18 protein-coding genes are annotated in these 21,605 nt (G+C 66.0%); all 18 read right to left on the bottom strand.

Annotated elements, in window-relative coordinates; all coding sequences use genetic code 11:
- Positions 1-66: 66 nt before the first annotated feature.
- Positions 67-1,368 (bottom strand): tRNA lysidine(34) synthetase TilS, encoded by a 1,302-nt coding sequence (tilS, locus tag AB7849_RS00820; RefSeq protein ID WP_369500482.1) that lies wholly within the window; start codon positions 1,366-1,368, stop codon positions 67-69.
- A complete protein-coding gene (locus AB7849_RS00815) occupies positions 1,365-2,105 on the bottom strand; it encodes an NYN domain-containing protein (RefSeq protein WP_008211669.1) in 741 nt (246 codons plus the stop codon). The genes tilS and AB7849_RS00815 overlap by 4 nt, the downstream gene beginning before the upstream one ends.
- A 63-nt stretch (positions 2,106-2,168) precedes the next feature.
- Positions 2,169-3,125 carry an acetyl-CoA carboxylase carboxyltransferase subunit alpha gene (locus AB7849_RS00810; RefSeq protein ID WP_008211667.1) on the bottom strand — a complete coding sequence of 319 codons (957 nt, stop codon included), beginning with the start codon at positions 3,123-3,125 and terminating at the stop codon, positions 2,169-2,171.
- 163 nt (positions 3,126-3,288) lie between these two features.
- On the bottom strand, positions 3,289-6,864 hold the full coding sequence (dnaE, locus tag AB7849_RS00805; protein WP_008211665.1) for a DNA polymerase III subunit alpha: 3,576 nt from the start codon (positions 6,862-6,864) through the stop codon (positions 3,289-3,291).
- Between the two features lie 266 nt (positions 6,865-7,130).
- Positions 7,131-7,325: a hypothetical protein gene (locus tag AB7849_RS00800; RefSeq protein WP_008211664.1), complete on the bottom strand. Its 195-nt coding sequence runs from the start codon at positions 7,323-7,325 to the stop codon at positions 7,131-7,133.
- Between the two features lie 231 nt (positions 7,326-7,556).
- Positions 7,557-8,147 carry a ribonuclease HII gene (gene rnhB, locus AB7849_RS00795; protein ID WP_037099899.1) on the bottom strand — a complete coding sequence of 197 codons (591 nt, stop codon included), beginning with the start codon at positions 8,145-8,147 and terminating at the stop codon, positions 7,557-7,559.
- Between the two features lie 288 nt (positions 8,148-8,435).
- Positions 8,436-9,644 (bottom strand): lipid-A-disaccharide synthase, encoded by a 1,209-nt coding sequence (gene lpxB / locus AB7849_RS00790; RefSeq protein ID WP_008211662.1) that lies wholly within the window; start codon positions 9,642-9,644, stop codon positions 8,436-8,438.
- A gap of 56 nt (positions 9,645-9,700) precedes the next feature.
- Positions 9,701-10,489, bottom strand: a complete 789-nt coding sequence (lpxA, locus tag AB7849_RS00785) for an acyl-ACP--UDP-N-acetylglucosamine O-acyltransferase (protein ID WP_008211661.1) — start codon at positions 10,487-10,489, stop codon at positions 9,701-9,703.
- Positions 10,486-10,959, bottom strand: a complete 474-nt coding sequence (gene fabZ / locus AB7849_RS00780; protein WP_092703999.1) for a 3-hydroxyacyl-ACP dehydratase FabZ — start codon at positions 10,957-10,959, stop codon at positions 10,486-10,488. Before fabZ ends, lpxA begins: the two co-directional genes overlap by 4 nt.
- Positions 10,952-11,995 carry a UDP-3-O-(3-hydroxymyristoyl)glucosamine N-acyltransferase gene (gene lpxD, locus AB7849_RS00775; RefSeq protein WP_008211656.1) on the bottom strand — a complete coding sequence of 348 codons (1,044 nt, stop codon included), beginning with the start codon at positions 11,993-11,995 and terminating at the stop codon, positions 10,952-10,954. The genes fabZ and lpxD overlap by 8 nt, the downstream gene beginning before the upstream one ends.
- 118 nt (positions 11,996-12,113) lie before the next feature.
- Positions 12,114-14,522, bottom strand: a complete 2,409-nt coding sequence (bamA, locus tag AB7849_RS00770; RefSeq protein ID WP_008211655.1) for an outer membrane protein assembly factor BamA — start codon at positions 14,520-14,522, stop codon at positions 12,114-12,116.
- 198 nt (positions 14,523-14,720) lie between these two features.
- On the bottom strand, positions 14,721-16,070 hold the full coding sequence (gene rseP / locus AB7849_RS00765) for an RIP metalloprotease RseP (protein ID WP_008211654.1): 1,350 nt from the start codon (positions 16,068-16,070) through the stop codon (positions 14,721-14,723).
- Between the two features lie 34 nt (positions 16,071-16,104).
- Complete coding sequence (locus AB7849_RS00760) at positions 16,105-17,280, bottom strand: 1-deoxy-D-xylulose-5-phosphate reductoisomerase (RefSeq protein ID WP_037099896.1); 1,176 nt, start codon at positions 17,278-17,280, stop codon at positions 16,105-16,107.
- Between the two features lie 18 nt (positions 17,281-17,298).
- Positions 17,299-18,120: a phosphatidate cytidylyltransferase gene (locus AB7849_RS00755; protein WP_008211652.1), complete on the bottom strand. Its 822-nt coding sequence runs from the start codon at positions 18,118-18,120 to the stop codon at positions 17,299-17,301.
- Positions 18,114-18,860, bottom strand: a complete 747-nt coding sequence (gene uppS, locus AB7849_RS00750) for a polyprenyl diphosphate synthase (protein ID WP_008211651.1) — start codon at positions 18,858-18,860, stop codon at positions 18,114-18,116. The genes AB7849_RS00755 and uppS overlap by 7 nt, the downstream gene beginning before the upstream one ends.
- Positions 18,861-19,089: 229 nt before the next feature.
- A complete protein-coding gene (gene frr / locus AB7849_RS00745; protein ID WP_008211649.1) occupies positions 19,090-19,647 on the bottom strand; it encodes a ribosome recycling factor in 558 nt (185 codons plus the stop codon).
- A 65-nt stretch (positions 19,648-19,712) separates the two neighbouring features.
- Positions 19,713-20,435: a UMP kinase gene (gene pyrH, locus AB7849_RS00740; RefSeq protein ID WP_008211648.1), complete on the bottom strand. Its 723-nt coding sequence runs from the start codon at positions 20,433-20,435 to the stop codon at positions 19,713-19,715.
- A 223-nt stretch (positions 20,436-20,658) separates the two neighbouring features.
- A complete protein-coding gene (tsf, locus tag AB7849_RS00735; RefSeq protein WP_008211647.1) occupies positions 20,659-21,540 on the bottom strand; it encodes a translation elongation factor Ts in 882 nt (293 codons plus the stop codon).
- Positions 21,541-21,605 lie beyond the last annotated feature (65 nt).

Raw genomic sequence — 21,605 nt, 5'->3', positions numbered from 1 at the left:
GCGTTGCGGAATCAATGCGGCAGGGTGCCACCGAGGGGTTTTTCCGGAGCTTCCGGATGGCAGCCATCATGCGCCCGGCCGCCACTCGGGGCGGCTCGCCGCGACACTGAACAACGCTTCGCCGCGCGCACTGAGCCAGCGATCGGCGACGGCAACAAGCTCGCCGTCGGCGTACAGCAGCGGGCAGGCCAGCCGTTGCCACGGCGGCAGTTCGCCCTGCTGGAACAGGTCGCGCAGTTCGCGGGTGTGGGCATCGCCGGCCGGCTTGAGATGTTCGCCGCCGCGGCGCAGGCGCACGTGCAACGGCTCGGGCAGGCGGGCGGCGGGGTCGGACAGACGCAACAAGCCGCCGTCAGGCAGCACCAGCGGCTCGCCACGCCATTCGCAGTGCCAGGCCGGGTCGATGGGTGGCTGCGGGGGCAGCGCCCACAGCCGGGCCTTCCAGATACGCAGCTCGGCGCCGGCCCAGCTGATGCAGGGCGTTCGTCCCGGTCTCGCCTGGCATTGCCGTTCGATCTGTTGACGCTGGGCGGCCGTCGGCGCGGGCAGTCCGCGGCGGTGCAGCCAGTGATCGAGCAGCGGTTCGCGCAGTGCGGGAGGGAGCGCCAGCCAATCGGGCATGGCCAGGCTGCCGTTGCCTGCGTCGTGCAGCCGAGTGAAGGCCGGCAGCCACTGCGCGCGCAAGGTGTCGGCGGCGGCCTGGCTGAGTGTGGCGCTATGCAGGATCGAGTCGGTTGCCTGTGGCCAGTGCGCGACGAGGCGCGGCAGGATGTCGTGGCGAAGGTAATTGCGCGAGAGTCGTGCATCGGCATTCGAGGGATCGTCGATGCAGGGCAGTCCGTGGGCTTCGACGTGGGCGCGCAGTTGCGCGCGCGACAGCGCCAGCACGGGACGCCACAGTTGGCCTTTGCCCAGCGCGCGCCGTTCACGCATGCCGCCCAGGCCTTCCGGACCGGCGCCACGCAGCAGCTTGAGCAGCACGGTTTCGGCCTGGTCGTCGCGATGGTGCGCCAGCAGCAGCCACTCCCCTTCGCCCAGATTCTGTTCGAAGGCGGCGTAACGCGCGCGTCGTGCGGCGGCTTCCAGTCCTTCGCCGCGATGGGTCTCGACCTGTACGCGAAGCACCGCGCAGGGCATGTCCAGGCTGGCGCAAAGGCGTTGGCAATGTTCGGCCCAGGCGTGGCTGTCGGCGTTGAGTCCATGGTCGACATGCAGCGCGCGCAGGCCGCGTTCGCGTGCCATGGGCAACTGCGTCAGGGCGTGCAGCAGTGCGGTGGAATCCGGGCCGCCGCTGAAGGCCACGCACAGCGGCACGGCAGGGGTGCCCGCCAATGCGGCGGCAAGGTGTTCGAGCAACGCTGGGGTCACTTCTTGGCGCTGCGCGGGCGCACGTAGATGTGCTTGCCGTTGCCGATATGGCGTTCCTCGGTCTCGAACAGGCCGATGCCCTTGATCAGGCCACTGAGCTTGGCGTAGCCATAGTTGCGCGAATCGAAGTCGGGCGACTGCTTGTTGACGATGCTGCCGATGGCGCCGAGGCTGGCCCAGCCGTTGTCGTCCGATGCGGCCTCGATGGCGCCTCGCAACAGGTTCATCAGGCGCGTGTCGCCACGCAGCTCCTTGGCCGAACGCGGCTTGGGCGCGGTCTCGGCTTCGGTTTCGGCGGTGCCGGCCAGCACCTCGGTGTAGATGAACTTGTCGCAGGCGGTGCGGAACGGCTCGGGCGTCTTGTGTTCGCCGAAGCCGTACACGGTGAGCCCGGATTCGCGGATGCGCGAGGCCAGCCGGGTGAAGTCGCTATCGCTGGAGACGATGCAGAAGCCGTCGAAGCGCGCGGAGTAGAGCAGGTCCATCGCGTCGATGATCATTGCCGAATCGGTGGCGTTCTTGCCTACCGTGTAGCGGAACTGCTGGATCGGCTGGATCGAATGACGCAGCAGCACGTCCTTCCAGCCATTGAGATCGGGCTTGGTCCAGTCGCCGTAGATGCGCTTGACGTGGGCGGTGCCGTACTTGGCCACCTCGGCCAGCAGGCCTTCGACAATCGCGGGACGCGCATTGTCGGCGTCGATCAGCACGGCGAGCTTGGTGGAATCATGGGCCATGGCACGGATCCATCGGTGGGCGTGCACCGATGGTAACGCCGGGCGCCTACAGATGCAGAACCGTTATTCCTGGAACGCGCCGTAGCTGCGCAGGCGCTCGTAGCGGCGTTCCAGCAGGTCGGCAACCGGCATCGCTTCCAGCTCGTCGAGCTGGTTCATCAGCACGGCCTTGAGGCGGGTGGCCATGGAACGCGGATTGCGGTGCGCGCCGCCCAGCGGTTCGCGCACGACCTTGTCGACCAGGCCCAGTTCGAGCAGGCGCGGCGCGGTGAGGCCGAGTGCCTCGGCGGCATCGCGAGCCTTCTCGGCGCTCTTCCACAGGATCGAGGCGCAGCCTTCCGGCGAGATCACCGAGTAGATGGAATGCTGCAGCATGTTGACGCGGTCGCCCACGCCGATGGCCAGGGCGCCGCCAGAGCCGCCTTCGCCGATGACGGTGCAGATCACCGGCACCTTCAGTTCCGCCATCACCCGCAGGTTGCGGGCGATCGCCTCGCTCTGGCCGCGTTCCTCGGCGCCGATGCCGGGATAGGCGCCGGGGGTGTCGATGAAGGTGAGCAGCGGCAGGCCGAAGCGCTCGGCCATCTCCATCAGGCGCTGCGCCTTGCGATAGCCTTCGGGACGCGGCATGCCGAAGTTGCGGTGCACCTTGTCCTTGGTGTTGCGGCCCTTCTGGTGGCCGATGATGACCATCGGCCGGCCGTTGATGCGCGCCAGGCCACCCACGATGGCGGGGTCGTCGGCGTACATGCGATCGCCGGCCAGTTCGTGGAATTCCTCGCAGATGACGCCGATGTAATCGAGCGTGTACGGCCGCGCCGGGTGGCGCGAAAGCTGGGTGACCTGCCAGGAATTGAGGTTGCGGAAGATCTCGGCGGTCTTCAGCTTCAGCTTCTGGCGCAGGCGGCCGACTTCCTCGTCGATATTGAACGCCTGGCCGTCGCTGGTATGGCGAAGCTCTTCGATCTTCGCGTCCAGCTCGGCAATGGGTTGTTCGAAATCGAGGAAGTTGGGATTCATTCGTGGTAGTTCGAAGTCACAAGTCGCGCATTATACCGGGGCGCAGGAAAAGGCGGGAACGGAAGCGTATGGGGGGCGAGAAGTGAAGAGAGAGAAGTGAGGAGTGAGAGAGAGCAAGGGTTGGTGGCCTTTCGCCTTTCTCTCACTCCTCACTCCTCTCCCCTCACTCCTGATTTCTGACCAGCCGCAGCCGTGCAGCCTCTACGCCGGGCAGGTTGCGCACGGCGCGCAGCAAGTCGGGAATGGCATCCACGTGCCAGTCCTCGCCCAGTTCCAGCGTGGCCTGGGCGTTCTGGTTGTGGTAGTCGCCGAGGACGACGCTGGCGTGGCCGCCGCGGTAACCGGCCAGGGTTTGCCGCAACAGCTGTACGAAGTCCGGGCCGATGCCGTTGAGCTTGAGGTGCAGCAAACGTGCCCGGCGGCGGCAGGCATCGCCGAGCGTGACGACGTTGCGCGCGCGCAGCTGGAAGCCGCCGCCGGAAAATTCGTCGATGCGCAGGCCGCCTTCGACCACCAGGATCTCATCGCGCACGAGCAGCGGCGCGGCTTGCTGGTACAGCTCGCCGAAGAAGCTCACCTCGATGATGCCGCTGCCGTCTTCCAGCCGTACGAAGGCATCGCTGTCGCCGCGTTTGCGCACGGCCGAAACCATGCCGGCGACCGTCCACGGCGTATCCGGGCCACGCCGGAAACGGTTGCCGTCGTCGTTATCGTTCTTGCGCGGGCGCGGCGGCTGGTAGCGCTCGCCGATCTCGCCCAGCGGGCAGGTGGACAGCTGCGCCAGCTCCTCGCGCCACGGATCGGTGGGATGGCCGGACAGGTAGTGGCCCAGCGTGTCGCGTTCGCCCTGCAGCTTCTGTTCCAGCGGCCAGTCGGGTGCCGTGGGCAGGTCGATCTGCACCACTGACTGGGCGGCGCCCATGGCCGCACCGAACATGTCGTTCTGGCCGGCCTGCTGGTCCCGCGAGTATTGCTCGGCGGCCTTGATCGCGTTGGGCAACTGCAGCATCAGGCTGGCGCGGTTGGGCGCCAGCGCATCGAGCGCGCCGGACAGCACCAGCGCTTCGAGCACGCGACGGTTGAGCTTGGTCGAATCCACGCGGCGACAGAAGTCGGCCAGGTCCTTGTAGGCGCCGGTGCGCTGGCGCTCCTGGACGATGGACTCGCACGCGCCCTGGCCCACGCCCTTGATCGCGCCAAGGCCGTAGCGGATGGTTTGTGCCCCCTTGCCGGCCACCGGGGTGACGCCGGCGGGGTCCATCGCCACGAACATGTAGTCGGAGGTGTTCACGTCCGGCGGCAGCACCTCGATGCCGATGGCGCTGGCTTCGTCGATGAAGGTCACGGCCTTGTCGGTGTTGTCCATGTCCGACGAGATCGTCGCGGCCATGAACTCGGCCGGGTAGTGCGCCTTCAGCCACGCGGTCTGGTAGGAGACCAGCGCATAGGCGGCCGCGTGCGACTTGTTGAAACCGTAGCCGGCGAACTTCTCCATCAGGTCGAAGATGGAATCGGCCTTGTCGCCGGAGAGTCCGTCTTTCGCCGCGCCCTCGCGGAAGATGGCGCGGTGCTTCACCATCTCCTCGACTTTCTTCTTGCCCATCGCACGGCGCAACAGGTCGGCGCCGCCGAGCGTGTAGCCGCCGACGATCTGCGCCATCTGCATCACCTGTTCCTGGTAGACCATGATGCCGTAGGTCTCTTTCAGGATCGGCTCGACGCGCGGGTCGGGATACTCGACTTCTTCCTTGCCGTGCTTGCGCGCGATGAAGCTGGGAATCAGGTCCATCGGACCGGGGCGGTACAGTGCCACCAGCGCGATGATGTCGCCAAAGCGGTCGGGCTTCGCATCCTTCAGCATGCGCTGCATGCCGGAGGATTCGAGCTGGAACACGGCGACGGTCTGCGCCTTTTTCAGCAGGTCGTAGCTGGCGCTGTCATCCAGCGGCAGCGCGGCGATGTCCAGCATCTCCTCGCCGGTCTGCGCGCGGCGCGCGTTGATCGCCTTCACCGCCCAGTCGATGATGGTCAGCGTGCGCAGGCCGAGGAAGTCGAACTTCACCAGGCCCACGTCCTCGACGTCGTTCTTGTCGTACTGGGTGACCACGCCACCGCCGCCGGGTTCGCAGTACAGCGGGGCGAACTCGGTGAGCGGCTTGGGCCCGATCACCACGCCGCCGGCGTGCTTGCCCACGTTGCGGGTCAGGTTTTCCAGCTTCAGCGCCAGGTCGATCAGGGTTCTGGCGTCTTCGTCCTGCTCGTAGACCTCGCAGAATTCCTTGACGACGCGATCGGTTTCCTTCTTCGATTTCTCCGAGCGCCCCAGCGCATCGGTCAGGGTCAGGTCCAGCGGCCGCGCAGGAATCAGCTTGGCCAGCTTGTCGACCTGGCCGTAACCCATGCCCAGCACGCGGCCGGAATCGCGCAGCACGGCCTTGGCCGCCATCGAGCCGTAGGTGATGATCTGGCTGACGTGGTCGCGGCCGTACTTGCGCGCCACGTAGTCGATCACCTCGTCGCGGCGGTCCATGCAGAAGTCGATGTCGAAGTCGGGCATCGACACGCGTTCGGGATTGAGGAAGCGCTCGAACAGCAGGTCGAACTGCAGCGGATCGAGGTCGGTGATCTTCAGCACCCAGGCCACCAGCGAGCCGGCGCCCGAGCCGCGACCCGGCCCTACCGGGATGCCGTGCTGTTTGCTCCAGTTGATGAAGTCGGCCACGATCAGGAAGTAGCCGGGAAAGCCCATCTTGATGATGACGTCCAGCTCGCGCTCAAGTCGCGCGTGGTAGTCGGCCAGCGTGTGATTGGCAGCCAGTGGCGCGTTGGCCAAACGTTCCTTCAGGCCTGCACGCGCCAGCTCGCGGATGTGGCTGTCCAGGTCATGCCCTTCGGGTACCGGGAAGTCGGGCAGGTAGTAGGTACCGAAGCTCAGTTCGAGATTGCAGCGCTTGGCCAGTTCCAGCGTGTTTTCCAGCGCCTCGGGCAGGTCGGCAAACAGCTCGGCCATTTCCGCGGGCGTCTTCAGGTATTGCTGGTTGCTGTAGCTGCGCGGGCGCTTGGGATCGGCCAGCACGCGTCCCTGGTTGATGCATACGCGCGCCTCGTGCGCCTCGAAGTCATCGCGGGTGAGGAAGCGCGCGTCATTGCTGGCAATCACCGGCAGGTCGAGCTCGGTGGCCAACGCCAGCGCAGCCGTGTTCCAGCTTTCCTCGCCCTCGCGGCCGCAACGGGTCAGCTCCAGATACAGCCGGTCGGGGAACAGCCTTGCCAGCGGGCGCAGCTTCGCCAGTGCGGCTTCGGTGCCCTGGTTCACCGCGATGCGGGCCACTTCGCTCTCGCGGCCAAGCAGGGCGATCAGGCCGTCGCTGGCTTGCGGCGTCAGCCAGCCGGCATCGACCAGCGCCCGGCCACCTTGCTGGCCGTCGCGCCAGGCGCGCGAGACCAGCCGCGAAAGATTGAGATAACCCTCGCGGTGCTGGCACAACACGGTGAGCCGCCATGGACGCGGGTCATCCGGCGCCGAAATCCACAGGTCGCTGCCGCACAACGGCTTGATGCCGGCGGCGTTGCAGGCCTTGTAGAACTTCACCAGCGCGAACATGTTGCTGTCGTCGGTGAGCGCTACCGCCGGCATGCCGGCGCGCACGCAGGCGCCGACCAGCGCCTTGATGCGGATGGTCGAATCGACCAGCGAAAATTCGCTGTGCAGATGCGTGTGGACGAAGCGTGCGGACATGCAGACTCACCGGGTGAGTCCATGAAGGCTAACCGTGGCGCAGGTTCCCGACAAGCTTGACAGGCGGTCGATCGGCACGATGTGGCGCAGGCGCTGCGATCCGCCACGACACGGGCGGTGCCGGCGGCGCGCCGGAGCCAGTCGGTTCGGCCTCCGGTTCGTGATCAGAGTGGCTGACGGCGATCGTTTTGCCTGCTGGTGCCGCGCGTTGCGAACGGTGGCGGAGCTTCGCGGGGAGCGCGCGGCACGTCAGACCCTGTAGAAAGTCACGACACGCGGAACCGCTCGTCGGCAAGGCGGCATTCGATGTAGTGCTCCAGGCTTTCGATGGGCAATGACCGATGCAAGTCGTAGTCCGTGTGCGGCGCGAGGGGCGCGGCGAGTGCTTGCGGCGGTGTCGTAGTCGTGTCGTACGGGACGGTATCGGACGGCAGGTCCCGGCGGGCAAGTGGAAGCATCATGGCGTACTCCTGAGTCTGGTGGCGAAACCGGCAAGCCGGCTCACACCGCCGATGGCAAAACCAGACAAACAACCCGGGCGTCCATGCGCTGTATCGCGGGCGCGGGAGATGAGCGAAGGTACCTGCGCCCGATTCCTTCCTATACCGATTCGGATGCGCCTACAAGCGAAAAGGTTGCAGGCGGGCCATCGCGCGGTTTTCGTACGGCTGCGGTTCAACTGCGGCGCGTGTTCAGTCGGAAGCGGAGCCTTCCAGCAGGCGTCGCACCGGCGCGAAGCTGCGGCGGTGCTGCGGACAGGGGCCGAGGCGTTCCAGTGCGGCCAGGTGGGCTGGCGTGGGATACCCCTTGTGCACGGCGAAACCGTAGCCGGGGAAGGTGTCGTCCATGGCCACCATCAGGCGGTCGCGACTGACCTTGGCCAGGATCGAGGCGGCGCTGATGGCCGGTTCCAGCGCATCGCCGCCGACAATGGCGCGACCCGCGCAGGGCAAATCCTTTGGCAGCTTGTTGCCGTCGATCAGCGCCTCGCCTGGCACGCGCGACAAGCCGGCCACGGCACGACTCATGCCGGCCATGGTGGCCTGGAAAATATTGAGCCGATCGATCTCGTCGGCTTCGACCAGCACGATGCAACAGGCCAGCGCACGCTCGAGGATCAACGGATAGAGCGCCTCGCGTTTTTTCTCGCTGAGCTTCTTGGAGTCGTTCAGGCCGGCAATCGGACGATCCGGATCGAGGATGACTGCTGCCACCGCGACCGGTCCGGCCAACGGCCCCCGGCCGGCCTCGTCGACGCCCGCTGTCAAAAAACCGGATTGCATCGTGGTTGGTCAGGTGGGGTTGGCAGAGAGTGGCTTCGTGCGAACCCGCTCGGCACGTTCGCTTCCTCTCCCCTGCGGGGAGAGGATTGAGATGAGGGGTGGGTGCTCGCGGAAGTGTTGATCGAAGCGCGCTCCGATGCGGAGTCTTCGCAAGATTGACCCCTCACCCCAACCCTCTCCCCGCAGGGGAGAGGGAGCAAGGTGTCGTGCTCCGAAGTGGAGTCTTCGCGAGATTGACCCCTCACCCCAACCCTCTCTCCGAAGAGGAGAGGGAGAGAATCTGGCGCGCTACGTCGCGTCACGCTCGCCGTCCAGCAGTTCGGCGATGGCACTGGCGGCCTGGTCGCCGGCGCGTCCGCCAAGCTCACCGCGCAGGGCGCGATGCAATTGCTCGAAGGCGGCGACGATGTGGCCGCGGCGCTCGCTGTCGTTGAACAGGGCCAGGGTGGCGTCGGCCAGTTTCGCGGCGGTGAAATCGGCCTGCATCAGTTCCGGCACCAGCACGGTGTTCTCGCCCATGCCGCCGGCGCGGGCGAGGATGTTCGGCAGGGTGTAGACGTCGGTCTTGAGCATGTTCAACGCGCGCGCCACGCGGTAACTCAACGGCGATACGCGATAGCCGGCGACCATCGGGCGCTTCGCCAGCATGGCTTCCAGCGCGGCGGTGCCGGAAGCCAGCAGTACCACGTCGGAAGCCAGCATGGCTTCGTGTGCGTGTCCGTCGAACAGCAGCACGTGGTCGTCGTGCGGCCCCTTGGCCAGCAGCTCGCGCAGGCGTGCCAGCACTTGCGGATTGGCGGCAGGAATCACCACGCGCAAACCGGGCAGGGCGGCGGCCACGCGACGCGCGGCGTCGATGAAGATGGATCCCATCCGGGCCAGTTCGGACGGGCGGCTGCCAGGCAGCAAGGCCAGCACCGGCACGTCGTGCGGCAGTTGCAGGATCTCGCGCGCACCGGCGCGATCGGAGACCAGCGCGAAACGATCGGCCAGCGGATGGCCGACGAAGTGCGCGTCGATACCGTGCCTGGCGTAGATCGCCGGCTCCATCGGGAACAGGCACAGCACGCGATCGGCACTGCGGCCGATCTTTTCCGCGCGTTTCTCGCGCCAGGCCCAGACCGAGGGGCTGACGTAGTGCACGGTGCGCAGACCGGCCTGTTTCAGGCGCTGCTCCACGCCGAGGTTGAAATCGGGCGCGTCGATGCCGATCACCACGTCCGGGCGCGTTTCGAGCAGGCGCGCGACCAGCGTCTTGCGCAACTTCAGCAGCCGCGGCAGGTGGCGGACCACTTCGGCGAAACCGAACAGCGACAATTCGTGGATGTCGTGCCAGGACTCGAAGTCTTGCGCCTGCATGCGCTTGCCGCCGATGCCGACGAAGCGCGCGGCGGGATAACGCTGGCGCAGCGCGACGATCAGGTCGGCACCAAGCTGGTCGCCGGAATCTTCGCCGGCAAGGATCGCAATGGTGGGGCTGGGAATGGTCTCTGGCATGGTGCCGTCGGATCAGGACGCCGTGTCGGATGTGGTGGATGGATGGGGCATGTCGATCACCGCGCCAGCGAGCGTTCGCTGTGGTCGAGGAAGTCGAGCATGGCACGCACGTCGTCGCTGTCCTGTGCCTGCGCGGCCAGTTGCTCGCGCGCTTCGGGCAGCGACAGTCCGGCCATGTACAGCGTGCGGTAGGCGCGCTTGATGGCGGAAATGCGCGCCGGCTCGAAGCCGCGTCGTTTCAGTCCTTCGCTGTTGATGCCGCGTGGACGGCCATGCTGTTCGTTGGCCATCAGCACGAAGGGCGGCACGTCGGAACCGACCAGGCAGCCCATGCCGATGAAGGCATGGGCCCCCACCTTGCAGAACTGGTGCACGCCGGCATAGCCGGAGATGATGACCCAGTCGCCGATGTGCACGTGGCCGGCCAGCGCCGAGTAGTTGGAAAACACCACGTGGTTGCCGACCTGGCAGTCATGCGCGATGTGCACGTAGGCCAGCAGCCAGTTGTCGTCGCCGACGCGGGTGATGCCGCCACCGTCGCCGGTGCCGCGATTGATGGTGACGAACTCGCGGATCAGGTTGCGATCGCCGATGACCAGTTCGGTACGCTCACCTTCCCATTTCTTGTCTTGCGGGGTGTTGCCGATCGAGGCGAATTGGGAGATGCGGTTGTCGCGGCCGATGCGCGTCGGTCCGTCAATTACCACGTGCGGGCCGATGATCGTGCCCTCGCCGATCTCCACCTCGGCACCGATCACGCTGTAGGCGCCTATGCCGACGTTGGCGCCGATGCTGGCGCCGGGATCAATCTGTGCGGTGGGGTGGATCAGGGCGGCCTGGGTCATTTGTCGTTCCTTGCCGCGCACATCAGTTCGCAGCTGGAGACTTCCTTGCCATCGACCAGGGTGCGTGCCTCGAAGATGCCCATGCTGCGCATCAGGCGTTTCAGGCGAACTTCCATGCGCAACTGGTCGCCCGGGACCACCGGCGCGCTGAAGCGGGCGTTGTCCACCTTGGCCAGGTAGAACAGCGAATTGTTGGTACTGCCCTTGAGCCGGTTGCTGATCAGCGTGAGCAGGCCGGCGCTCTGCGCCATCGCCTCGACGATCAGCACGCCCGGCATCACCGGATGGCCGGGGAAGTGGCCGTTGAAGAACGGCTCGTTGATGGTGACGTTTTTCAATGTCACCACGCGCTGGTCGGGCTCCAGCTCGATCACCCGATCGACCAGCAGGAACGGATAGCGGTGCGGCAGCAGTTCCTGGATCTGTTCCACGTTCACCGGCAGGCTCAAGGTCGCGGTGTTGTCATTCATCGTTACTATCCTTCTCCAGCGCCGACAATCGGCGCGCGTACTCGTCCAGATGCTTGAACCGGGCGGCGTTCTTGCGCCATGCCCGGTTGTCCTGCAGCGGGGTGCCCGAGGAATATTCGCCTGCCTCGCGTATCGAATGCGTGACCAGGCTCTTGGCGGTAATGGTAACCCGGTCGGCCACTTCGAGATGGCCGAGCACGCCGGCGTTGCCGCCGATCATGCAATAGCGGCCGATCTTCGCGCTGCCGGCCACGGCGGCACAGCCGGCCATCGCGGTATGCGCGCCGACATGCACGTTGTGGGCGATCTGGATCTGGTTGTCCAGGCGCACGTCCTCTTCCAGCACGGTGTCGTCCAGCGCGCCACGATCGATGGTGGTGTTGGCGCCGATCTCGCAGTCGTCGCCGATGCGCACGCCGCCAAGTTGGGGCAGCTTGATCCAGTGGTCCGTGTCGAAGGCGAGGCCGAAGCCATCCGAGCCGATCACCACGCCCGGATGCACCAGCACGCGCTTGCCCAGGGTGACCCGGATGACCAGGGTCACCCGCGCCACCAGGCGCGACTGCGCGCCGACCACGCAACCCTCGCCGATGATGCAGTGCGGGCCCAGCACGGCACCGTCCTCGATGACGGCATCACTTTCGATCACGCAGCAGGGGCCGATGCTGGCGCTCGCGCTGACGCGTGCGCTCGGCGCCACTACCGCGCTGGGATGAATGCCTGCTGGTGCGGTTGGAATGTGTTCGAACAGCGCGGCGATCTTCGCGTAGGCCACGTAGGGATCGCGGGCCACCAGGGCAGGAACGCTGCAGGCCGCCAGGTTTTCCTCACGCACGATCACGGCGCCGGCATGCGTGTCGGCCAATTGCGCGGCGTACTTGCTGTTCGACAGGAAGCTCAACTGGTGGGCGCCGGCCCCGGCCAGCGTACCGACACCGGTGATGCAGGTATCGGCATCGCCGTGGCAACGCAGGTCGAAGCGCTCGGCGAGCTCGGCAAGCGAATGGTTGGCTTGGACGTTCAATGCGTTCTCCATGACACGGCGGCCATTGTATCGGCAGCCGGTGCAATCGCGTCATTTTCAGGGGCATGGAAAGCGAAAAGCGCGGCATGGCCGCGCTTTTCGTGTTGCGATCCGGCTTTTCCGGCAGAGGTCAGAACTGGCTGCCGAAGGTGAACTGGATGCGTTCCTCGTAGTGCTGGTCGCCCGGCTGCGTGCGGAACGGATGAGCCAGGCTGATGATCAGCGGACCGATCGGCGCCTTCCAGTGCAGCGAGATGCCGTACGAGGCATCGAGCTGTTTGGCACTGAAGCTCTGGTAGTTCTTGTAAGCGTTGCCGACGTCCATGAACACCGACACGCGAGCCGTGTTGATGTCCTTCAGGAACGGCAGCGGCAGGTAGACCTCGGCCGTGCCCAGCACCTTGAACGCGCCGCCGATCGGCTGGGCGTAGTAATAGGAACTGCCATTGCAGTTGCCGTTCTTGTCGGGCTGGGCGGCCTTGCCGCTGGCGTCGAGGCCAGCGCAGACGCGGGGGCCCAGGGTGTTGTCCTGGAAGCCGCGCACGTCCTTGACGCCGCCGGCGTAGTAGTTCTGCCAGAACGGATAATCGTACTTCTGGCCGGCGACATACTGGCCGAAGGTGCGGTTGTAGGTCTGGTTGCCGTAGGTGGAGCCGTAGCCGACCTGGCCGTCCAGGTACAGCACGAAGCCGCCACCGATCGGCCAGTAATGGTTGGCCTCGCCGGTGAAGCGCCAGTACTGCACGGTGGAGCCCGGCAGGGCGCCGTCCACGGAAGCGGACAGCAGGCCACCGCGGGTGGCCGCCCAGTAGCTGTTGCGCGTGTCGTAGGTCCAGCCGATCGAGCCGGTCCAGGTATGGATGGTCCGGTGGCCGATGGCGTTCTGGTAGTCGACCAGCACCTGTGGCGTGTAGCCCACGTAGGTGTTGATCTTGGTGCTGCTCAAACCCATGCTGAGGTTGAGGCCCTGGAAATCGGTGATCGGAATGCCCAGGGTGGTCGAGAACGCGCGGGTGCTGTTGGAGTAGCTGGCGTACTGGCTGCCCAGGTTGCTGTAGTCGGCCTTGGACAGGGTGGCGTTGTAGCCGATGCCGATGCCGTTGTCGGTCAGGTAGGGGTTGTAGTAGCTGGCGTTGATCTGGGTGTAGTAGTTGCTCTTTTCCGCGCCCAGCGAGAAGCGGTCGCCGGTGCCGAGGAAGTTGTTCTGCGACACCGAGCCGGACAGGATGATGCCGGAATACTGCGAGTAACCCACGCCGAACATCAGGCTGCCGGCGGACTGCTCTTCCACCTTCACGTTGAGGTCGACCTGGTCCGGCGTGCCGGGCACGCGGGACTTGTCGATGTCCACCTTCTTGAAGAAGCCCAGGCGTTGCAGGCGGATCTTGGAACGGTCGATCGCGGCCTGCGAGTACCAGGACCCTTCGAGCTGGCGCATTTCGCGGCGCAGCACTTCGTCTTCGGTGCGGGTGTTGCCCTGGAAGATCACGCGGCGCACGTAGATGCGGTGGCCCGGCTGCACGTAGAAGGACAGGTCGACCGTGCGGTTTTCCTTGTCCAGCTTGGGAATCGTGTCGACCTTGGCATAGGCGTAGCCCATGTCCGCCAGCACGGCCTTCATCGCCTTGGAGCTGGCTTCGATGGCCGCGCGGTTGAAGGTTTCGCCGTCCTTGATGAAGACCAGCCGGCGCATGGTCTTCTCGGGCAGGATCAGGTCGCCCAGCAGGTGCACCTTGGAGACCTTGTAGATGGCGCCTTCCTTGATGTCGGCGGCGATGTACATGTCGCGCTTGTCGGGCGAGATGGTCACCTGCGAGGAATCCAGGCCGAAGTCGGCGTAGCCGCGATCCATGTAGTAGGACTGCAGCTTGTTGAGGTCGCCGGACAGCTTGTCGCTGGAGTACTGGTCGTTCTTCGAGTACCACGACATCCAGTTGGTGGTGCCCGATTCGAAGCCGTCGCGAATCGCCTTGTCGGTGAACGCATGGTTGCCGACGATGTTGATTTCCTTGATCTTGGCCGCCTTGCCCTCGCGGATCTCGATGTCGACGGCGACGCGGTTGCGGTCCAGCCGGGTCACGTGCGGAAGCACCGACACGTTGTACTTGCCGCGGTTGTAGTACTGGTGGATCAGCTCCTGCTGCACGCGATCCAGCGCCAGCCGGTCGAAGGTCTCGCCCTCGGACAGGCCGATCGACTTCAGGCCCTTCTTCAGGTCATCGGTCTTGATGTCGTGGTTGCCGCGGATGGTGAGCTTGGCGATGGAAGGCCGCTCGGTCACCTTGATCACCAGGATGTCGCCCTGGCGCTCCATTTCCACGTCGCTGAAGAATTTGGTCTGGTACAAGGCCCGGATCGCCCGCTGCACCTCGTCGTTGGTCAACCGGTCACCCTTGCTGATCGGCAGGTAGTTGTATACCGTGCCGGCCGCGATGCGATTGAGGCCATCGATGCGGATATCGGAAACGACAAACGGCTCGAAACCGAGCGCATTGGCGGAGAGAGAGGCAAGCAGGATCAGGGCGGCGATACGCTTCATCGTCGATTCCGTTGGGTTATTTCGATGAGGCGGCCGAAACGGCCGCCCCGATGTGTGCATGGAACCGGGGCAACCCCGGTTCCGGAAAACGATTCGCGGTCGCCGACGCCACGACGGGCGAACGATCGCTTGGCCGCGTAGTCGTGCGGATCGTGAGCCACGTGGTCGTGCGGCCGTTGCTGATGGTGCACATCCGTGTCACGTGGGCAGAACGATGCGGTGGATGTCGTTGTAGAACGCCAGTCCCATCAGCGTGAACAACAGCAGCAAGCCCACGTATTGGCCGGCGATCATGGCGCGCTCGCTGACCGGGCTGCCCTTGACCAGCTCGATAAGGTAATACAGCAGGTGGCCGCCGTCCAAGATCGGGATCGGCAACAGGTTCAGGATGCCCAGGCTCAGCGAGACCAGCGCCAGGAATTCCAGATAGGCGGACAGACCCATGTGAGCCGAGGCATTGGCCACCTGGGCGATGCCGATCACGCCGGACAGGTTGCTGGTCGAGGCGCGGCCGTTGAGCATCTGGCCGATCATGTTGAACACGGCGGTGGTATGGCGCCAGGTCAGGCTCAGCGCCGCGCCAAGGGCATGCACCGGGCCGTAATGCTGGATCGCCGTCTCCGGCGGTTGCGCGCCCACGCCGATGATCCAGCGCGCCGGCTGGCCCTGGACCGACTCCTTGCGCGCGGTCACCTTGAACTGCATCGGCTTGCCGTGGCGTTCCACGCCGATGGCGAGCAGGGGGGATTTGGCCGCATCGGCGGCAATCAGCTTGCCGAGGTCCACGAAATCGGCCACGGGCTTGCCGTTCACGCTGACCAGGTGGTCGCCACCCTGCAGGCCGGCCAGTGCCGCCGGTTGCCCGGCTTCCACCATGGCGGCGATCGGCGGCGGCGGCGCGGGGCGCAGGCCCAGCTGATCCAGGTACTGGCCGATGTCCTTGCCGGCGGGCAGCTTGTTCAGTGGTAGCGTGACATGGCGCTGGGTGCCGTCCGGATCGCGCACGGTCATCGACAGCGGTTCGCGGCTGAGCAGGGCGTTGCCGATGACATCCAGCGAACCGCTCCAGGTGGTCACCGGCGTGCCGCCGACGCTGACCAGGCGGTCGTCCGGGTGAATGCCCGCCTGGGCCGCCATGCTCTGCGGCGTGGCGGTGACGATGGGGGCGTAGTCGGTGCGACCCAGCATGAACATCAGCCAGAACGCGGCGATGGTGAAAATCACGTTGAAGCCCGGCCCGGCCAGCACGATGGCGATGCGCTTCCAGATCGACTGGCTGGTGAACTCCTGCGAGAGCAGCTCCGGCGGAACCTCGCCTTCGCGCGCGTCGAGCATCTTCACGTAGCCGCCCAGCGGAATCGCCGCGACCTGGTATTCGCAACCGTCGCGGCCGACGCGCTTCCACAGCGCCTTGCCGAAGCCTACCGAAAAGCGCAGCACCTTCACCCCACAGCGGCGCGCGACCCAGTAATGGCCGAATTCGTGAAAGGTCACCAGCACGCCAAGCGTGACCAGCAACCAGAACACCGAGCCGAAGAAGGGATTCATCAATCAATATGCGTCAGGTGGGGGCTCAAGCTTATCAGCAAGCGTTGCGGAGAACCCGCCGTGCCGCGGTGCGAGCGGCACGGTCGCGTTCGCCGAGGGTCTGGATATCGACCACGGCTTGCGCCGGCAGTTCCGTCAAAACCGATTCGACCACGTCGGCGATCGAGAGGAACGGCAACGCGCCGGCCAGAAAGGCTTCCACCGCCACCTCGTTCGCGGCGTTGAGGATGGCCGGGGCATCGCCGCCTTCGCGCAGCGCCTGGAAGGCGAGGGCAAGGCAGCGGAAGGTGGCCAGGTCCGGCGGCTCGAAATGCAGCGGCTCGGCAGCTGCCAGGTCCAGCGGAGCCACGCCGGAGCTCACCCGTTCGGGCCATGCCAGCGCGTGGGCCAGCGCGGTGCGCATGTCCGGGTTGCCGAGCTGGGCCAGTACCGAACCGTCCACGTACTCCACCAGCGAGTGCACCATGCTCTGGGGATGCACCAGCACTTCGATGGCTTCGACGGGGGCACTGAACAGGTGATGCGCCTCGATCACCTCCAGGCCCTTGTTCATCAGGGTGGCCGAGTCCACCGAGATCTTGCGTCCCATCGACCATTTCGGATGCTTGCAGGCCTGATCCGGGGTCACGTCGGACAGCTGCGCCCGGGTGCGGCCACGGAACGGTCCGCCGGAGGCGGTCAGCAGCAACCGTCGCACGCCGCTTTTTGCCAGGTCGGGGCGGCCGCCGGGCAGGCATTGGAAGATGGCGTTGTGTTCCGAGTCGACCGGAATCAGCTCGCCGCCACCGACACGCAATGCCTCCAGGAGCAGCGGGCCGGCCATCACGATGGATTCCTTGTTCGCCAGCAACAGGCGCTTGCCGGCGCGTGCCGCCGCCAGCGAGGAATCCAGTCCGGCGGCGCCGACGATGGCGGCCACCACGGTGTCGCACAACGAGCCGGCCGCGGCCGCCGCGATGGCGTCCATGCCGCTGGCTACGTCGCAACGCACGCCGGCGGCGGCCAGTCGACGAGCCAGCACGGCCTCCAGCGCGGGGTCGGCAATGATCGCCAGTTGCGGCTGGTGCCGGGCGCACAGCTCGGCCAGTGCGGCGACGTTGCGGTGGGCCGTGAGCACGCTGGCCCGGAAGCGATCCGGGTGCTGCGCAATCACGTCCAGCGTGCTGCCACCGATGGATCCGGTGGCCCCGAGGATGGCGATCTGGCGCATGGCAGTCATGATGTTTTTCTACAACCCCAGCAACAGCAGGCCCAGCGCGAATACCGGCAGCGCGGCAAACACGCTGTCGAGGCGATCCATCAGGCCGCCGTGGCCGGGAATCAGCGAGCCGGAATCCTTCATCTGGGCGTGGCGCTTCATCAGGCTTTCCAGCAGGTCGCCGACGATCGAGGCGCTCACCGTCACCACGGCCAATACAGCCAGGCCGAGCATGGGGGCGCCGCGCACACCCAGCAGCCAGCCGCCGATCAGCAGCACCAGCACGCCGGCCACCAGCGCGCCCCAGGCGCCCGCCCAGGTCTTGCCGGGGCTGATCTGCGGAGCCAGCTTGCGCCGACCGAACTGGCGTCCGCTGAAATACGCGCCGATATCGGCCGCCCACACGATCAGCAGCGCCAACAGGGCCCAGATGTGGCCATGCGCGTGATTCTCGTCGTGGATCTGGACCAGTGCCACCCACGCCGGCACGATCACGAAGGCGCCGGCCAGCAACTTGATGTTGCGGTTTTCGCCGGTCGGGGCGGCGCCGAATGCAAAGTGCCGCAGCCAGCCGCAGGCCAGCAGCCACCAGGCCACGCCGGCGACCAGCAGCAGCGACCACAGGGCCGGGCTGCGCAGGCGCCAGATCAGGGCGAACACGATGGCCAGCACCACCAGCATGGTCCCGCGCGTGGCGACCGACTTGAGGCCGGCCAGGCGGGTCCATTCCCAGCCCGCGCCGAGGAAGGCCAGGGCCGCGATCAGCGCGAACACCCCGTTGGATGCCAGCAGCACGATGAGAACCACCAACGGGGCAAGGATGGCTGCGGCAATGATGCGTTGAATCAGCATGCGGGGTCCTGGGTGCGGGCGACCTGGTCGCTGGTGCGACCGAAGCGGCGTTCGCGACCAGCATAATCGTCGATGGCGCGCTGCAGGCAAGCCTGGTCGAAATCCGGCCAGAGCGTGTCGGTGAAATGCAGTTCGGCGTAGGCGACCTGCCACAGCAGGAAGTTGCTGATCCGGCAGTCGCCGCCGGTGCGGATGAACAGGTCCAGCGGGGGCAGCTCGGCCAGGCTCATCCAGCGGCCCAGCGTGGCCTCGTCGATATCCTCGGCACGCAGTTCGCCACGTGCCACGGCGGCCGCGGCGCGTCGGGCCGCCTGCACGATGTCCCAGCGACCGCCGTAGTTCACGGCCACGTTCATGTGCAGCTTGTCATTGCCGGCGGTGCGCGTCATCGCGGCGCGCATGCGCCGCTGCAAGGCATCGCTGAAGGCGGTCAGGTCGCCGATGAAGCGCAGGCGCACGCCTTGCTCGTGCAGCTCGTCCACCTCCTTGTCGAGTGCGCGCAGGAACAGCTCCATCAGCGCGCCGACCTCGTCCTGCGGACGCTGCCAGTTCTCGCTGGAGAAGGCGAACAGGGTCAGTACCTGCACGCCCTGGCGCAGGCAGCCTTCCACCACGTCGCGCACGGCCTTGCGGCCGGCGTTGTGGCCGAAACTGCGTGGGCGATGGCGCGCCTTGGCCCAGCGGCCGTTGCCGTCCATGACGATGGCGATATGGTGGGGAACGGTTGGCGTGGAATTCATGGGAAAGCTCGGGCTGATCCTGCGCCCCTGCGCGGAAAAGAGGGCCTGGGACGGCTGGCAGCCGGGTGCGAAGTGCCACACGGTTGCCCGGTGCATGCTTCGTTGCAGGTCTTTCGCACGATGGCCCCTCTCCCGGTGTCCCCTTTCTGGCGGAAAGAGGGAAAGCGCGCGTTACCCGATGCCATGTGTCCGCATGCATGGCGCGTGCGGACATTGCCGGGCGCCATGGTTACATGGCCAGCAGTTCGTCTTCCTTGGCCTTCACCACCACGTCCACTTCCTTCACGAAGCGGTCGGTGAGCTTCTGCACGTCGTCGTCGGTACGGCGCTCGTCGTCCTCGGTGATCAGCTTGTCCTTGAGCAGATCCTTGACCTGCTGCAGGGCATCGCGACGCACATTGCGGATGGCGATCTTGGCGTTCTCGCCTTCGTGGGCCACGTGCTTGGCCAGCTCCTTGCGGCGCTCTTCGGTCAGCGGCGGCATGTTCAGGCGGATCACGACGCCCGCGGTGGTCGGCGTGATGCCGATGTCCGAGGCCATCAGCGCCTTTTCGATCGGCGCCACCAGGCTCTTCTCGAACGGCGTGATGATGATCGAACGCGAGTCGCCCAGCGAGACCGAGGCCACCTGGTTCAAGGGCATGTCGGAGCCGTAATAAGGCACCTTGATGCCATCGACCAGCGCGGTGCTGGCGCGGCCGGTGCGAATGCGGGTCAGGTCGTGCTTGAGCGAGTCGATGCTCTTGCCCATGCGGGTCTGGGCATCGGTCTTGATGTCATTGAGCATGGTACGTTTTCCGGTGGACCAGGCGAGCCGCCGAGTATAGCAGGCGAGGGCAGGGCAAGGCCCGCTCAGCCGGCATCCACCAGGGTGCCGACCGGTTCGCCATGCATGATGCGCATCAGGTTGCCCGGCACGGTCATGTCGTAGATGCGCATCGGCATGCGGTCGTCGCGGCACAGCGCGATGGCGGCGGTATCCATCACGGCCAGCTTGCGTTCGATCACTTCGTCGTAGGTGAGGTGCTCGTAGCGCTTGGCGTCGGCATGCTTGGCCGGATCGGCGGTGTACACGCCGTCGACCTTGGTGGCCTTCAGCAGCAGGTCGGCGCCGATCTCCACGGCGCGCAGCGCGGCGGCCGAGTCGGTGGTGAAGAACGGGTTGCCGATGCCGGCCGCGAACAGCACGATGCGGCCCTTCTCGATGTGGCGGATGGCGCGGCGGCGGATGAAATCCTCGGCTACGTCGTGGATCTGGATCGCGCTCATCACGCGGGCGAAGCCGCCGCGCTTCTCGATGGCGTCCTGCATGGCCAGTGCGTTCATCACGGTGGCCAGCATGCCCATGTGGTCGCCGGTGACGCGGTCCATGCCGGCGGCGGCCAGGCCGGCGCCGCGGAAGATGTTGCCGCCGCCGATCACCACGCCCACCTGGATGTTGGCGCGCTGCACCTCGATGATCTCGTCGGCCAGGCGGCCAATCACCTTCGGGTCGATCCCGTAATCGGCCTCGCCCATCAGTGCCTCACCGGAGAGCTTGAGCAAGATGCGGTGGAACTTGGGCTGGTCGCTCATGGGGTCTCCGGATTGTGTGAGGTAAACCGCCACATTATAGCGTTGCCAGCATGTAATGAGACATGTTCATGACGCGTGATTCATGCGTGGTGCGGCCTGGCAGTGGCATTCGTTCGAGGCGCACCAAAAACAAGGGCCGCGATTGCTCGCGGCCCTTGTTCGAAGCGTGGTTTTCGCGAAGAGGCTGGCCTTGGATGGCCGGTCCTTCAGTCGGCGATGACGATCAGGCCAGGCCGGCCTGCTTCATCACTTCGGCGGCGAAATCCTCTTCCACCTTCTCGATGCCTTCGCCGACGGCGAGGCGCACCACGGAGACGACTTCGGCGCCGTCCTTCTTCAGCGCATCACCCACGCTGACATTGGTGTCCAGCACGTAGGGCTGGCCGAGCAGGGTGACTTCGGAAACGATCTTGTTGATCTTGCCGGAGACGATCTTCTCGAGGATCTCGGCCGGCTTGGCCTTGTCCTTCTCGGTCATCTGGCCCAGCGCGATCTCCTTTTCCTTGGCTACGAACTCGGCCGGCACGTCTTCGGCGCGCACGTACTGCGGATTCATCGCGGCCACGTGCATGGCGATGCCCTTGGCCAGCTCCTCGGAGCCACCCTTGAGCGCCACCAGCACGCCGATGCGGCCGCCGTGGATATAGCTGCCGATGATGCCGTCGGTCGCGACGCGGGCCATGCGGCGCACGTCGATCTTCTCGCCGATGGTGGCGATCAGGGCCTTGGCGGCTTCCTCGACGCTGTCGGCGCCCGGGTAGGCTGCGGCTTTCAATGCGTCGATGTCGGCGGCGCCGGATTTCAGCGCAATGTCGGCGACGTTGTCGCTGAACTTCAGGAAGCTGGCGTCCTTGGCGACGAAGTCGGTCTCGCAGTTGACTTCGACCAGTACGGCCTTGCCGTCCTTCTGCGCCGAGACGATGCGGCCTTCGGCGGCGACGCGGCTGGCCTTCTTGTCAGCCTTGGCCAGGCCGGACTTGCGCAGCCATTCCATCGCGGTGTCGATGTCGCCGTTGTTTTCGACCAGCGCCTTCTTGCATTCCATCATGCCGGCGCCGGAACGCTCGCGCAGTTCCTTGACCAGTTGGGCGGAAATAGTGCTCATCAGGATTCCTCTAAATGATTGCGCCGCGGGGCAGGGCCCCGCGGCAGCGGAAAATCACGTGGCAG

It is taken from the genome of Rhodanobacter sp. FW021-MT20 (assembly GCF_041107475.1).
Taxonomy (GTDB): domain Bacteria; phylum Pseudomonadota; class Gammaproteobacteria; order Xanthomonadales; family Rhodanobacteraceae; genus Rhodanobacter_A; species Rhodanobacter_A glycinis.
The sequence above is the reverse complement of the archived record's forward strand: the minus strand, read 5'-3'. Positions and strand labels throughout refer to the sequence as shown.

Coding starts and splice junctions, on each gene's coding strand:
- AB7849_RS00815 (WP_008211669.1), bottom strand. CDS start 2,105: ATGGCCCATGATTCCACCAAGCTCGCCGTGCTGATCGACGCCGACAAT.
- AB7849_RS00810 (WP_008211667.1), bottom strand. CDS start 3,125: ATGAATCCCAACTTCCTCGATTTCGAACAACCCATTGCCGAGCTGGAC.
- dnaE (WP_008211665.1), bottom strand. CDS start 6,864: ATGTCCGCACGCTTCGTCCACACGCATCTGCACAGCGAATTTTCGCTG.
- AB7849_RS00800 (WP_008211664.1), bottom strand. CDS start 7,325: ATGATGCTTCCACTTGCCCGCCGGGACCTGCCGTCCGATACCGTCCCG.
- rnhB (WP_037099899.1), bottom strand. CDS start 8,147: ATGCAATCCGGTTTTTTGACAGCGGGCGTCGACGAGGCCGGCCGGGGG.
- lpxB (WP_008211662.1), bottom strand. CDS start 9,644: ATGCCAGAGACCATTCCCAGCCCCACCATTGCGATCCTTGCCGGCGAA.
- lpxA (WP_008211661.1), bottom strand. CDS start 10,489: ATGACCCAGGCCGCCCTGATCCACCCCACCGCACAGATTGATCCCGGC.
- fabZ (WP_092703999.1), bottom strand. CDS start 10,959: ATGAATGACAACACCGCGACCTTGAGCCTGCCGGTGAACGTGGAACAG.
- lpxD (WP_008211656.1), bottom strand. CDS start 11,995: ATGGAGAACGCATTGAACGTCCAAGCCAACCATTCGCTTGCCGAGCTC.
- bamA (WP_008211655.1), bottom strand. CDS start 14,522: ATGAAGCGTATCGCCGCCCTGATCCTGCTTGCCTCTCTCTCCGCCAAT.
- rseP (WP_008211654.1), bottom strand. CDS start 16,070: ATGAATCCCTTCTTCGGCTCGGTGTTCTGGTTGCTGGTCACGCTTGGC.
- AB7849_RS00760 (WP_037099896.1), bottom strand. CDS start 17,280: ATGCGCCAGATCGCCATCCTCGGGGCCACCGGATCCATCGGTGGCAGC.
- AB7849_RS00755 (WP_008211652.1), bottom strand. CDS start 18,120: ATGCTGATTCAACGCATCATTGCCGCAGCCATCCTTGCCCCGTTGGTG.
- uppS (WP_008211651.1), bottom strand. CDS start 18,860: ATGAATTCCACGCCAACCGTTCCCCACCATATCGCCATCGTCATGGAC.
- frr (WP_008211649.1), bottom strand. CDS start 19,647: ATGCTCAATGACATCAAGACCGATGCCCAGACCCGCATGGGCAAGAGC.
- pyrH (WP_008211648.1), bottom strand. CDS start 20,435: ATGAGCGACCAGCCCAAGTTCCACCGCATCTTGCTCAAGCTCTCCGGT.
- tsf (WP_008211647.1), bottom strand. CDS start 21,540: ATGAGCACTATTTCCGCCCAACTGGTCAAGGAACTGCGCGAGCGTTCC.